7 protein-coding genes are annotated in these 14,310 nt (G+C 39.7%); 4 read left to right on the top strand and 3 right to left on the bottom strand.

Going from position 1 to position 14,310, the window contains the following annotated elements; all coding sequences use genetic code 11:
- Positions 1–14: 14 nt before the first annotated feature.
- Entirely contained in the window at positions 15–611 is a 597-nt protein-coding gene (locus tag ACEXOE_RS17330) for a ribonuclease HII (protein ID WP_394750104.1), read from the bottom strand.
- A 233-nt stretch (positions 612–844) separates the two neighbouring features.
- Between ACEXOE_RS17330 and ACEXOE_RS17325 the strand changes: the two genes are divergently transcribed.
- The 3 genes from ACEXOE_RS17325 to ACEXOE_RS17315 are packed head-to-tail and all read left to right on the top strand — an operon-like array spanning position 845 to position 6,188.
- The gene (locus tag ACEXOE_RS17325) at positions 845–3,865 is read left to right on the top strand and encodes a SusC/RagA family TonB-linked outer membrane protein (protein WP_394750103.1); all 3,021 of its coding nucleotides are present in this window, start codon (positions 845–847) and stop codon (positions 3,863–3,865) included.
- A 40-nt stretch (positions 3,866–3,905) separates the two neighbouring features.
- Positions 3,906–5,339, top strand: a complete 1,434-nt coding sequence (locus ACEXOE_RS17320) for a RagB/SusD family nutrient uptake outer membrane protein (protein ID WP_394750102.1) — start codon at positions 3,906–3,908, stop codon at positions 5,337–5,339.
- Positions 5,340–5,390: 51 nt separating this feature from the next.
- Complete coding sequence (locus ACEXOE_RS17315; RefSeq protein ID WP_394750101.1) at positions 5,391–6,188, top strand: DUF1735 domain-containing protein; 798 nt, start codon at positions 5,391–5,393, stop codon at positions 6,186–6,188.
- A 662-nt stretch (positions 6,189–6,850) separates the two neighbouring features.
- Here the strand turns inward: ACEXOE_RS17315 and ACEXOE_RS17310 are convergent.
- Both ACEXOE_RS17310 and ACEXOE_RS17305 read right to left on the bottom strand, forming a co-directional pair.
- Complete coding sequence (locus ACEXOE_RS17310; protein ID WP_394750100.1) at positions 6,851–7,570, bottom strand: hypothetical protein; 720 nt, start codon at positions 7,568–7,570, stop codon at positions 6,851–6,853.
- Entirely contained in the window at positions 7,567–11,871 is a 4,305-nt protein-coding gene (locus tag ACEXOE_RS17305) for a thrombospondin type 3 repeat-containing protein (RefSeq protein ID WP_394750099.1), read from the bottom strand. The genes ACEXOE_RS17310 and ACEXOE_RS17305 overlap by 4 nt, the downstream gene beginning before the upstream one ends.
- 204 nt (positions 11,872–12,075) lie before the next feature.
- On the opposite strand from ACEXOE_RS17305, the gene ACEXOE_RS17300 reads away from it, so the two are divergent.
- The gene (locus tag ACEXOE_RS17300) at positions 12,076–14,067 is read left to right on the top strand and encodes a putative porin (protein ID WP_394750098.1); all 1,992 of its coding nucleotides are present in this window, start codon (positions 12,076–12,078) and stop codon (positions 14,065–14,067) included.
- Positions 14,068–14,310: the final 243 nt, after the last annotated feature.

The following is a 14,310-nucleotide window of genomic DNA, read 5'->3' as shown; positions in this document are numbered from 1 at the left end:
CAAAGTTATCAATTTTATATAGGAAGTTTCAATTGTTCGGGCAATTGCTTAAAACTTTTTCGGTGGTATTTCGTAAGGCCATATTGCCTAATGGCTTCTCGATGTTCTTTGGTAGGGTACCCCTTGTTTTTTTTCCAATTGTACATGGGGTATTCCTCATGTGCAGCCTCCATATAGGCATCTCTATAGGTTTTTGCCAAAACAGAAGCTCCGGCAATGCTCATGTATTTTGAATCCCCCTTGATAATGCAATGGTGAGGGATGTCCTCATAGGGTTTAAAACGATTTCCGTCTACAATAATATGTTCTGGACGTTTAGAAAGCTTTTCTATGGCAATGTGCATAGCGCGAATGGAAGCGTTGAGAATGTTGATGGAATCAATCTCTTCCGGATACACATGGGCAACTGCAAAACTTAGCGCAGATTGTTCAAGAATAGGTTTTAAGAAATTTCGCTTGTGTTCGGATATTTTTTTAGAATCGTTTAACATTTCATGTTTAAAGGCTTCGGGAAGGATTAAAGCAGCTGCGGTCACTGGACCTGCCAAACACCCCCTTCCGGCCTCGTCCGTACCCGCTTCAATACAGGATTGAAAATGAATTTTTAACATTTTTTGATGTGGTAAAAGGCTATATTTTATCGATTGTTTCGTAAATATTGCGAAATAAAATAGAAATAAACTGTTAAAAATATATTCTTATGATAATCATTTGAATGATTGATTGTAAAATTAATAAATACTTAAATTTTTTTAACATAAAATTAATGTATGCGCTACTATTTTTTGGATAATTAACTTATTATTATGACTTTTGTCTTTGACTAATTCAAAAATTTAATTAAATGAGATCGAAGTTAACTTGGATGTTAACGCCTTTATTGGTGTTATGCATGAGTTTCTCTTATGGACAAGAGAAAACTATTTCGGGTAATGTTACAGACCAAAATGGTTTGCCTTTACCTGGTGTTGCCGTATTAGTGGTAGGAACCACTAATGGAACACAAACAGATTTTGATGGTAACTATACCATTACCGCCAATGTGGGCCAAACTTTGCGCTTTAGTTATTTGAGTCAAAAGACGACAACTAGAGTAGTGGGCGCTGCAAATACAATCAACGTTCAGATGGAGGAAGATGCCGAAGTGCTGGAAGAAGTTGTAGTTGTAGGGTATGGAACTAAATCCCGTGAACTTTCGACATCTGCAGTATCTACTGTAAGTAGTGAGAAGATCGAGGCGTTTGTACCTTCTACGAGTATTGACAATATACTTCAAGGACAAGCGGCAGGGGTTCAGGTTACTGCAGCGAACGGTAGACCTGGTCAAACGGCATTCGTACAGATTAGGGGTATTGGTTCTATCAACGCGGCCAGTACACCTTTATATGTTGTGGATGGAACGCCGATCGATGCTACCGATGTAAATAACATTAACCCTAATGACATTGAGAGTCTTTCTATTCTTAAGGATGCTGCTACAGTATCCAAGTATGGTTCTCGTGGTGCGAACGGGGTTGTATTGATTACAACAAAGCAAGGTCGTTCCGGAGAAGCTAGAATCGATTTCCGCTCTTCTTACGGTCAAGGAAACAGGATTCCTGATCCTTTTGGTTTAGCGAATGCTGCTGAAAAATTAGAGTTGGAAAGACAATTTGCAGCTTTGGGTGTTCCTGCAGCAGCGAGTTTACCTGGTGCTAACGCTACACCAGAGCAGTTGGCAGCTTTGATCGCTTTGGATACAAACTGGGAAGAAGAGTTGTTGAGAACTGCTGTGATTCAGTCGAACTCACTTTCTATTTCTGGAGGTGATGATCGCCTGTCTTATTTCTTGTCTTTAGGTTATGACAAGAACACAGGTATTATCGATAGAATTGATGGTTTCGAAAGGGTTTCTGCTCGTTTGAATACTACTTATAAAGCTAAAGATTGGTTAACTGTAGGTTCCAATATCTCTTTGGCTAGAAATACTTCTGATTTACCAAGGGATAGAAACAACGTTCAAAATCCATTTAGAGCTTTATATGATTACAATCCATATGAGCCATTATTCTTAAGAGATGCAAATGGAGATATCGTTGTTGATGCAAATGGAGACAATGTATTTAACCCAACTTCTACTGGTTTCCCAATTGCAAGAGCATTGTTGACAGAGCCGGAAGATAACAGAAACTTCTTGATTATTGGAAACTTGTTTGCTGATATTAAATTAGGAAGCAAATTCTCCAACAGATTCTCTGTTGGTGCTACAAGTAACAGATTTAACAGAACTAACCGTTCATTGGCCGGAGGTGTTCTTCAAGGATTCGTTGGAGATGCCAACTTCCCTGGAACACAGACGGATAACCTTAGTATTGATTTTGAGTACAACGTAAACAATATCTTCTCGTATAACGATACTTTTGGAGAGTCGCACAACTTTGGTGCTAGTTTCCTTTTGGAGTACAACGAGAATATCTTTACAAGTCAGTTCAGTACAAGTAGAGGTTTCCCTTCTCCAGAAATTCCTTTCCAAGATGTTGCTGCTGAGGCAAGTAATGCCGGAAGTAACGAGGCAAGAAGTATCTTGTTCTCTCAAGGTTTATTCTTAGACTATGACTACGATGCTAGATATGTATTATCTGCTTCTGTAAGACGTGATGGTTCTTCACGTTTTGGACCTGATAACCAATTTGGATACTTCTACAGTGGAAGTGCTGCATGGAACATCTCCAATGAAGCATTCATGGAAGGTTCTATTTTCAATAATTTGAGATTAAGAGCTTCTTACGGTACAGCAGGTAACCAGAACATTGGTAACTTTAACTTCTTAAACTTATTAGGTTTCGGAACATTTAACGGAAGAACTACTGCAATTCCTCTTGGTGTTGGTAACCCAGCGATCAAATGGGAAGGTCAAACTACCTTGGATATAGGTGTTGAATTTGGATTATTCAACAACAGAATCAACGGGGTTGTGGATTACTTCGAAAAAACGTCTGATGACTTATTGCTTCAAAGACCACTATCTCAAACAGTTGGTGATGAAAACAATGCGGTTACTGCGAACATCGGTGAGATTCAGAACAGAGGTTTAGAGGTAACCCTTAATGGAGACGTTGTTAGAACGCAAGACTTTACATGGTCTTTAGGAGGTAACATTGTTTTCTTGGATAATGAAGTAACAAGATTGGTTGATGGTAATGATATCATTAACGGTTCTACCATCCTTAGAGAAGGTGAAGAGATCAACTCTTTCTTCTTAGTACGTTATGCAGGGGTTAACCCGGCAAACGGTGAGCCATTATACTTGGATACTGATGGAAACGTAACGAACGAGTACAGTGCAGGTTTCCAAACTATTTTGGAAGGAAAATCTCCTGCTGCTGATATTGAAGGTGGATTCTACACAAACTTTAGATACAATGGAATTGGTCTTAGAGCCGATTTCGTATACAAAGCTGGAAACTACATTCAGAACTTGCAACGTCAAGCAGGTATCTCTATTGGAAATATCGATGCTAACCAAAGATTGGAAGCATTCAACTACTGGAGACAGCCAGGTGACCAAAATGTATTGCCTAATCCATTGTTCGAAGGTACTGCAGATCAGGCGTCTGATCGTTTCTTGGAAAAAGGGGATTACATCCGTTTAAGAACCTTGACGCTATCTTATGATTTCCCAAGCAAATTCTTGGAGAAAACAGGATTAAATTCAGTGCGTATCTACGGTACAGGACAAAACATCTGGACAATCTCCGGATTTAGAGGAGATCCTGAAATTGGTATCGCTTCTGGAGAGTCTGCAGGGTTCCAAAATGGACAGGCAAACTTGTTTAGTTACCCACAGACTAGATCATATACTTTTGGTATTGATATAGGATTTTAATTAAAAAAAAAGAATAAACATGAAAAAATATTTTAAAACAATGCTAGTGTTGTTGATCTCGTCAAGCGTATTCGTGGCTTGTCAAGATGAACTAGATAGACTAGAGCCTTTTGTAAATGGTAACCCACAGACATTCTTTAACAATGTGGCTACTTTTCAAAATGGTGTAGATGGGGCATATTCTCAACTTTGGAACTACTATTCAGCTCCTGGATCTGGGATGCAGGGTATTCCTGATATCTTATCTGATAATGTAGTTTTGGTAACTACAGGGCGTCGTTCCAATGAATTGTTCTACGATTATAGATATCAAGCAAATAACGGAGGTGCAATCACACTTTGGTTTAGTGAGTGTTATGAAGCGATTAACGCTGCTAACTTGGTAATTGGTCAAATCGACAACTTACAAGATGGACCAGATAAGGATAATATCTTAGGACAGGCATTGGCCGTAAGAGCTTGGGCGCATTTTGATTTGGTTCGTACATACGGATTGATTCCTACTCAAGATCCAAACGCAAATGCTTCATTGGGTGTTACTTATATTAAAGTAGAAGACGGTGATACCGTAGATCCTTTTGCACAACCAGCAAGAGAAACTGTAGCAAGCAACTATACCGAAATCCTTGGGGATATGGAGAGAGCTTCTCAGTTGATCGCAACTTCTAACTTGGAAGGAAGATTGGATAGAAATGGAGTATTTGGATTATTATCAAGAATCTACTTGTATAATGGACAGTACCAGCAAGCAATCGATGCTGCTGATGAAGTAACGACAAGTTTGGCTTCTCCTGCCGATTTACCAGGAGTATATACCGATAGTAATAACGCCGGTATTGTAGTGGAGCTTTCTGTGAACACTGCTTCTGAGGCAAACTTTAACAACGTTGGGGTATTGTACAGTCAGTCCAACGCTAGCTCTACAATCTCTGAGTACGCAGTTGAATTTGATTTCTTCAACAGTATTGATCCTAACGATTTACGAAGAAACGTAATTCAGTTTGTAGGAACAAACCAAGGTAATGATTACAATGCCATCCGTAAGTTCTTGGGGGAAACAGGTCAGGTAAATGGACGTGTTGACATTAAAGTAATGAGAGCTGCCGAAGTATTGTTGAACAGAGCGGAGGCTGAGTTCGAATTGGGTGACGAGGCTGCTGCCTTGGCAAGTTTGAATACTTTGAGAGCACAACGTTTTGCTCCTTTTGTTGCTGGAACAGAAACTGGCGCTGCTTTGGAAGCTGCTATCCAATTCGAAAGAAGAGTTGAACTTTCTTTTGAAGGACACCGTTGGTTCGATTTAAAGCGAAGAGGAGAGCCAGTTATGCGTGGTACTAATGGAGATATCATTGATGGATCCGGTACCCCGGCAGAAATATTGATGTTGCCAGCTGGTGATACAAGATTCCAGTTGCCGATTCCTATCGCTGAAATCAATGCGAATCCTAACTTTATGCAAAACCCTGGCTACTAATTCAAAAACAAGAATATGAAAAACTTTATATATAAATTTGCAGTAATCTGCATGGGATTATTTTTTATCACTTCCTGTGATGAAGAACCAATTCCAAGATTCGATACACAAAACGGTAGAGCTATTGCCGGTTTTGGTGGGGGGAATGCAGCTCCTAGAATCGTCTTTAACCCTGCAGAAGATACACCTAGTGTAATTACAGTTGGGGTATCTACATTGTCTTCTTCGGATAGAAGTGTTGTAGTGGAATTGGATATGGATGGAACTACTTTGGATCCGGCCCTTTTCTCTATTGACAATTTAACACCTGTAATTCCAGCGGGACAGTTTACTGCTGATATTACAATTACTACTTTGGCATCTGATAACTTGCCATCGGCTACAGATGCTATTGCTTTGAATTTGGTGTCCGTGGAAGGTGCTGAGATTTTGGATGATAGTATTGAAGCATTGGCTATCACATTGGATGTACAATGCCCAAGTGTTGATTTAGCTGCGCTTCCAGGTTCTTATGACGTTACCGCTTCTACTTTTGCCAATTTCTTTGGTGAGACTGATTTTGACAGAGAAGTTGTTGCAGGTCCAGGACCTGATCAGGTTACTATTGTTGGTGGAACCTACATTACTGAAGGTGCTGAGGATTTGATTATTACTATCGATCCAGCTACAGGTTCTATAACTGCTGTAGATGAGACAAGAATTAGTTCTCAGGTGAGTTTTGGTCCTAACACCTATAGATTCCTTCCTGGTGGTAGAGTATTGACATGTGTTGGTATTATTGAAGTGAATCTTGATTTCGGAGGTTCTATTTCTGGTAACTCTCACGTATTCAATTTACTTAAGCAGTAAGATTTGTATAGTGTGATGTAAAAATCACCTTAATCATATTGAAAGGCCCTCGCATGTAATGCGAGGGTTTTTTTTATGCCTTCTATGGGTGTTTGAGTTTTAGGGATACGGATTCAAGTTGAAGTATTTATTATAGACTCTTAAGAAATCGGAGAAACACAATCCAATACTCTTTTTTACAGCCTCAGTTAATCGTGAAAATTACCTCCGTTGAGTGTTTTTCTTTTAAGAAAGATTTCTGCTCCTAAACAAGATTCAAATCAGTACAATGGAGCTGTTGGGGCTATTCAGATTCGAGGAATCTACTTAAAGGCAATTCTGGAGCACAAAATAAGCGGTATTATAGCTTTTAAGAGGAGTAGGTGTAGTATCAGATAAATTTAGGAATATGAGGTCAAGGGGATAATCAAATATAAATTGAACCTTTTAAATTGCGTAAGTGATGGTGAAAGGAATGTAGGAAGGCTTATTTTTTTAAAAGACGACGAAACTAAAGTGACTTCCAATAAGCAAATGATATTTGAAAGTAGGGCATTCATTCTTAATAAGATTAGGATGGTAATCTTAGTGGATACAGTTTAAAGAATGTTTTAAGATTGAAAAAACAAAAAAAGCCCGAGCACAAAGTGCTCGGGCTTTTTGTATAATGTGCATCCCTGAAATTAAAGTGTTCTAAACTGAAATACTTCAGATTGGGAGGTATTCCCCGCACTATCGGTAGAGATGACTCTCCAGTAATAGGTTTGCCCACCACTAATACTTGTTTCAAGAGTGGTCGCAGTGGTATCTCCAATGGAATTTGTAGGTGTACTTTCCGTTCCAAACAAAATAGTGAATCCGGTAATATCGTCATCTACATCAGTAGCAGACCACTCCAAAGCTATGGTTCCGGTACTGTTGATATTGGCTCCTCTTGCCGGGTTTATGGCCTCAGCAGGAAAAGGAGCGTAATTTTCAATGCCAGGGCCTTGATTATAGAAACGTTCCGTGGCACTGGAAGCGGTGGTGCTTACTCCAGTAGCTCTAGACACCACAAACCATTCGTAAGGCGCGCCACGATCAATAACAATGCTCGCCTCATTAACGGTGGCATTTACCCTAGAAGTGGCATCAGTAGTTAAATTTCTAAGATTTACTTCATAGGTATCCGTGTTCGCGGATGCTTCCCATCTAAAAGTAACCCTACTCTGCATTTCGTTTAAATTTTCACCTTCATTACATTCTGTGTTGTTTTCCGGGAAAACTAAAGTTGCTGCAGAAGGGGGTGTTGCTTGAGGCGGATTAGGATTGCCAGTGTCGCCACCACCATCCGAACTGCCTCCACAGGCAACCATGCCCGTAAGGGCAAGGGTGAGTACTACTATTTTAGTTATAATTTTCATCTTCTTACAATTTTATAATTCAATAATTCTTTATCTGTTCTAACATTTAATAGATAGACACCTCTGGAAAGATTGTCTACATTAAAGTTAACCGTGCCATTAGAAACTTTAAAGTCTTTTCTAAATACCGTACTGCCGCTAAAAGTATACAGTGCCAATTGTACGCTTTCTAAGCTATTGTCGTCTAGAACAACGGTAAGGTTGCCATTGGTAATCGGGTTCGGGTAAATAAAGGCTTCTGTGTTTAGGATTACCGTTTCCAAGAAAACACCTTGGCAATCCAAATCGGTTTTTACAGATATTACGTTTTCCACATCGGGAAGTGGCAAAGTAATTTCATTTTGCGAAGTAGTGTATACCACATCATTGATCGTTACTGTATAATGAGCACTTCCAGATAAACTTAGGGTAACCTCGCTTTTCAACGTACTTACTTTGGAAGTAACAGAAAGAGGTTCTGGCTCAACAATTGTGATATCAAAGCAATTTTCAAAGTCACTTTGTCCGGCAACGGTAATACATACCGTATAATTTCCTGCGGTTAAATCCTCAAAGGAAGTTGTCGTCGTAAAATCATTGCTAGACACTGCTGTGCCACCTTGGGTTAAGCTAGCGGTGTAATTTAAACTTTCCGCAGCTTCAATGGCAATACTTCCGTTATTACTGGAGATACAGGATTCTCCAGTAGTAAGGATTCTGAAGTTGTTGGCAGGAAGGGAGAACACCGCACATCCATCAACATCTACTACGGAATTTGCTGGAGTATCTGGGCAGAGGTCCAAATCATTTGGAACACCATCGTTATCTGCATCGTTGTCACAGACATCGCCAATACCATCTCCGTCAGCATCCGCTTGATTGGGATTTGGGGTTAAGGGACAATTGTCATTGACGTCCAAAATCCCATCCCCATCATCATCATCGTCACAGGCATCTCCTTCGCCATCGCTATCGGTGTCTAATTGATTGGCGTTTCCAATAAGAGGACAGTTATCATCAACATCCAAAACCCCATCATTATCATCATCGTCATCGTCTTGGAATCCGGTCACCACAAAATCATCCACTATAGCACCTTCCTGTACTGTATTTGGGTCAGATTGAAAAGCAATTCTAAAAAGCACATTGCCTTCATTGGTCAAATCGGTTTCCCCACTTGCGGCATTGGCCGTAAAGTCATAGGCATATTCGGTTAATGTGGCATTCGTACCGGTCCATTGTCCACCAGGACAATTTTGGCAATCATCTGCCGCTCCTGAACTGGCATTGGTCCTATCACTAGTATACCAATTAGGTTGACTATTAATATTTCCCAACAAGTTCCAGGTGGTTCCGTCATCTATGGAATATTCTACATATACAATATCAAAATTCTCTTCCAGATCATAAGCCATGTTGAAGGTAAGTACAGGAGCTAAAATGGAGGAAAGTTCATAGCATCCACTATAAATAAAACCTAAAGTGTTATTGGGATGGTTACCGTCCAAATTGGTACCGTACACCTGTGTGCCCGAACCAGCGGTATTCAACAAAGTCCCCGTAGGTTCTCCACGTTCCCATACGCTATCGGAAGAACGATCATTAAAACTCAACAAGGAATCATCATCAGATTCAAAAGTGATAATATCATCTCCGGTTCCAAAATCGTTAAAAATAAAATTGGTAATGGCATCATTATTATCGTCAAAAGCATCCCCGGCAATCGTGGCATTGACATTAAGTTCTACCTGCCCAAAACCAGAAAGGGCTAAAGGAGGCAGGGCAATGGTAGTGGAGGCGTTGCTGTTCAAGGTGCCATTCCATACAAAGGTCAAATCAGCACCTCCATTGATCGTATACGTAACAGTAATTTCATTCACCGTGTTTAAGCCATTATTGTTGACTTCAATTTCCGGAATGATTTCCCCACAAATCACCGTGTTGGGATTTGGAGTCAATGAAATCAACCTTAAGTCGTTCTCAGGAACCTGTACGGGGATAGGTGATTGCCAAATCCCTCGCCCAAAGGTAGAGGCCGTTATAATGGCTTCATCTAAACTAATTTCCAAATCAGAAACTCCTACATTAGGCAGATTGGTAAAGTATTCTTCCCATTCGGTTAAAGTATCGTCCAAGCGATAAACACCTAAACTTGTCCCTACATAGATTGGATTATTGGTGTCTCTCCCTTGATGTGCAATGGAAAAAAGCGCTTGGTCATCCGGTAAATTAAAAGTAAGATCATCCCTAACCGTACCGGAATCTGTTACGGTTAATCGAAACACGCCTTTATTCGGTTGCACAATTTGCGGGATACCGTTTCCTCTAAGATTGGATAAGGTGACGTATACAATCCTATCATCACTGCTGTGCGGTGCTATGCTAGAAACATCCGCATCAAAATTTCCAAGTAAAACAAAAGTAATTCCTCCGTTGGTACTTCTAAAAACAGAATTCCCTTCCGCTACATATAGAACTTGAGGATTGCTTGGTGCTACTTCAAGGTCATCAATATTGCTGGAGCTGAAGGATTGGGAGACTTGTTCCCATGCATTTCCTACAAGGCGATATACAGCATCATAACCGGCATATACTTCACTATCGCTACCAATAGCTAAAGGTGTAATCCAATTTCCACTTATTCTAGCGTCACCTGCTGCATTAATGGGAGGGAAAACGGAACTTACCGTTTCTCCTGTATTGGAGGAGATAAATAACACGTTTCCGTTTTGGATAAATCCATAAATCAAATCCTGATTATTGGGATCTATTTCATAATCCATACCATCAGCGATGGTAAAGTTATTCCAAACACCATTGCTATATACTAAACCAGAGTTGTCTTGGGTGCCTCCAACAATTTGAGAAGAATTTCCATTGGCCACCGAAATACGATAGAACTGGGTAATGGCCATACCAAAAGTACGATTGGTAAAGCTATCTCCACTATCACCAGAGACAAATAAGCCACCATCACTACCACAAAATAGACTGCCGTTAAAGAATTTTAAGGTGTGAATATCCACATGGGTATAATTCGCGGCTAAAGTGTCATCATTACTATTTAAACGTACAAAGATATCTCCTCCATCGGTACTTCTCCAGATATTGATAGCACCAATGAACAGGTCATCCTCATCTGTAGGGGATACTTCTATTGCTAAATCATACCAGGCCTGGTTACGCTCAAAAATATCCACAGTATTCAGAGTCTGTGTAAAGGTTTCGCCACTGTCGGTAGATCTATATAGGCCTTGAAAAGCAAAATCATTAGCGGGTATATCCGCACTTACAATGTAGACCACCTCTGGATTTGCAGGAGTGACCCCGATGGCTAATCTTCCAGAAGCTCCGGGAAGAATGTCCGTAATTCTTGTAAAAGTTGCACCTCCATCAGTTGACTTGGAGTAGGAAGTGTTAGAAACGACGTATACTGTGTTTGGATCCCCCGGCTTTAGTTTAAAATCCCTTGCTTCTTCTGGGTTTACATTGTCCCAAGTGTCCCCACCGTTTATGGTCTTAAACAATCCTTGACTTGTACCCACCCATACAATATCGGAATTGGTGGGATCAATAGTGATCTCATTCATCGATCCTCCGATAGGTACATTGGTAGGATTTAAACCGGTTTCATTCCAAGTTTGTCCACCATTGAGTGATTTATAAACCCCAATACTGTAGGAGTCAAAAGCATCGTCATCTCCTGTAGCAATATAGATGATGTTGGAATCGTTAGGGTCTATGGCAATACCAGAAACTCCTATCTGTAAAAACTCATCAAACAAACTCGTCCATGTATTTCCGCCATCAATAGATCGCCAAATGCCTCCAGCTGGTGCTCCGGCATACCAAGTATTTGGATTGTTGGGGTCTACGGCAATGGCATTCACCCTTCCATGACCGGGCAAAGGCCTTTGCGGAAATGGTGCGATAAGACCATCAAATGCATCAGGTGTAAATGGTCCTATGGACTCCCAGCTGCTTACAGGGTTGGTTTCTGCAAATAAATTGTTTTTCTTTTGATAAGAGCCCCATATCTCTTGTGGTGAAGGAAAAAAACCATCGGCATCTACCATATGCTTCCAATAATTTTCCCAGCGCTTGAATGGTTTATAGCCACTTCCTTTGGCAGTGTGATCCCTATCTTTCCAGTAGTTGTTAAAGGCCTCGGAAATCTCAAAGAGAGAGTATTGTTCCTGACCGTTTTTTAAGGTAGGGGATTTCTTTTTTTCTAATTCTGCCATCCAAGGCGTACTCTTATGATACTGTGCATGAGAATACATACCTATAAATAGGCAGACGAAAAGTAATTTTCTGATCATACTAATAATTTTTCCGTAAATATGATGATAATAATAAAGAATATCAATTATTTTGGGCTAAATACTACTTTTTGTGATATATCGAAGTTTTTTCTGTCAAAAAAATGTTAATTCTTCTATTTGTCTAAGTCTCTTAATATTGTAAAAACTTTCACATTTTTGTACCAACAAAAAAAATTAACTTTGTTCGCGTAAGTAGATCGAATGAAATATACACTGCTCTTGCTTTTTGTTTTTGCAACCCATGCACTTTTTGCCCAAGAAGAAGAACCTCCGGTTCCTCCAAAACAAGGACAAGATTCTATTCTTAAGAAGGCACAACCTTTGGGAAAAAGGAAGGCCAAAGCCAAAGATGACATCACCATCAAAGATTATAAAATTATTTCTTACGAAAGGGATACGGTAGCTTTGGATACCAGTATTAGCATACAAAAGGAATATAAATTTAATTTCTTACGGAAAGATGACTTTGAATGGCAATCCTTCTCTAATATTGGGCAGGCTTATAATCGCTTGGGTGCCAATTTTGAACGACGCAATATTTATCCAATTCTCGGGGCGAAAGCAAAACATTTTAATTATCAGGAAATAGAAGATGTTAAATACTATAATGTCGCAACCCCATTGTCTGACTTAATGTTTAAGACTACCTTGGAAGAAGGGCAATTGTTAGATGCCTTATTAACGTTCAATACCTCTGAGCGGCTGAATTTTTCCATTGGTTTTAAAGGTTTCCGCTCCTTGGGTAAGTTTCAGGATAACCAGGCGGAATCCGGAAACTTCAAAACCACCGTGAACTATGTAACTAAAGATGCCCGTTACAATATCAGGGCCCATATAGCTGCCCAGAATACGGAAAGTGAAGAAAATGGAGGCTTGGCCAATAGAGAACAGTTTGAATCGGGAGACGAGGACTTTAGAGATCGGGCAAGAATCGATTTGGTTTTTGATGATGCGAATAACCGAGTGCTGGGCAAACGCTATTTTTTAGACCATAATTATAAGTTGCTGCGAAAAGAACGGGATTCCGGTGTGGCTAGGCAAACAGAAATTACCTTAGGGCATCAATTTAATTATGAAACCAAGTTTTATCAGTTCCGCCAGGAGCAGCAAAACGATTTTTTTGGGGAGAGTTTTTTGAATGCTATCGATGATAAGGCTACCTTGAAAACCGCTTATAATCAAGTGAACGCTGAGTTTTTTAATACTACTTTGGGGCGGTTAAAAGGAAGTGTGGCCCTATATAACTATGATTATTTCTTTAATAGTATCTTAATAACGGACTCCCAACAGATAGACAATCAATTACGAGGAGAGGAGATTGTTGTGGGAGGAGAGTATCAAAAGAAAATCGGTGGCTTCCAATTGGAGGGCGGTATACAATATAATGTGTCTGGTAATCTTACCGGGAACCTTATTGATGCAGCGGCGAGTTATCGTATTAACGACAAGCATCAACTGCGTTTCGGAATTCATTCTTCTTCCCGTACCCCTGATTTTAATTTCTTGCTGTATCAAAGCGATTATGAAAACTACAATTGGCAGAATACCGAGGTTTTTGAGAATGAACGGATCAATAGTTTGGAATTTGATCTGCTTTCTAAGCGCTGGGGGAATTTGGCAATCAAGTATAGCACTTTGGATAATCACACCTATTTTACTCCAGATAGCAATGTAGCAACGCAGGAACAGATCGATTCGGGCTTGGAGAATGCCTTTGTACGGCCTTTTCAAGAGACTAATAGTGTTAATTATCTAAAGGTGAAGTATGAAAAAGAATTTAAAGTAGGAAAGTTTGCCTTGAACAATACGATATTGTATCAAAATGTTTCGCAGACCAATCAAGTATTAAACCTTCCGGATTTGGTTACGCGAAACACCTTGTATTTTTCATCCGATATATTTAAGAAGGCAATGTTCATTCAAACCGGGGTTACCTTTAAGTATTTTACCTCTTACAATGCAGATGGGTATAATCCTTTGTTGGGGGAATTCTTTACGCAGAATACAGAAGAAATAGGGGGCTTTCCCTTACTCGATTTCTTTATTAATGCAAGGGTGAGGCAGACGCGCATATTTTTAAAGGCAGAACATTTTAATTCTCCCTTTTCCAATAATAACTTCTATGCGTCACCAAACTATCCTTATCGTGATTTTGTCATCCGATTTGGATTGGTGTGGAATTTCTTTTCATAATAGTTCAATGATTTCCTTAGGAGTAGATGCCTGGATGTCCTTACTATACATAATGTATTGGTGTAAGGATGTTGGAGGGCTTTTGTTTGGGGTAAAAAGAACCAAAGTTTAAAGACAAAATTCATTAAAGTTTTGGTGCTGATTTTCATAGGTTTAGCGGATATCAAAAAAACTTTTAAAAAAAAGTATGATTTCTTTTTGCGGTGTTGGATAAAGGGTGTTATATTTGCACCCGCTTAGGCG

The sequence above is a fragment of the Spongiimicrobium salis genome, assembly GCF_043678055.1.
Classification (GTDB): Bacteria; Bacteroidota; Bacteroidia; order Flavobacteriales; family Flavobacteriaceae; genus Spongiimicrobium; species Spongiimicrobium salis.
Note: the sequence above shows the minus strand (reverse complement) of the source record. Positions and strands in the feature narration are given on the sequence as shown.

What these genes read in the sequence shown, in the direction of transcription:
- ACEXOE_RS17330 (WP_394750104.1), bottom strand. Translation starts at nt 611, where the DNA reads ATGTTAAAAATTCATTTTCAATCCTGTATTGAAGCGGGTACGGACGAG.
- ACEXOE_RS17325 (WP_394750103.1), top strand. Translation starts at nt 845, where the DNA reads ATGAGATCGAAGTTAACTTGGATGTTAACGCCTTTATTGGTGTTATGC.
- ACEXOE_RS17320 (WP_394750102.1), top strand. Translation starts at nt 3,906, where the DNA reads ATGCTAGTGTTGTTGATCTCGTCAAGCGTATTCGTGGCTTGTCAAGAT.
- ACEXOE_RS17315 (WP_394750101.1), top strand. Translation starts at nt 5,391, where the DNA reads ATGGGATTATTTTTTATCACTTCCTGTGATGAAGAACCAATTCCAAGA.
- ACEXOE_RS17310 (WP_394750100.1), bottom strand. Translation starts at nt 7,570, where the DNA reads ATGAAAATTATAACTAAAATAGTAGTACTCACCCTTGCCCTTACGGGC.
- ACEXOE_RS17305 (WP_394750099.1), bottom strand. Translation starts at nt 11,871, where the DNA reads ATGATCAGAAAATTACTTTTCGTCTGCCTATTTATAGGTATGTATTCT.
- ACEXOE_RS17300 (WP_394750098.1), top strand. Translation starts at nt 12,076, where the DNA reads ATGAAATATACACTGCTCTTGCTTTTTGTTTTTGCAACCCATGCACTT.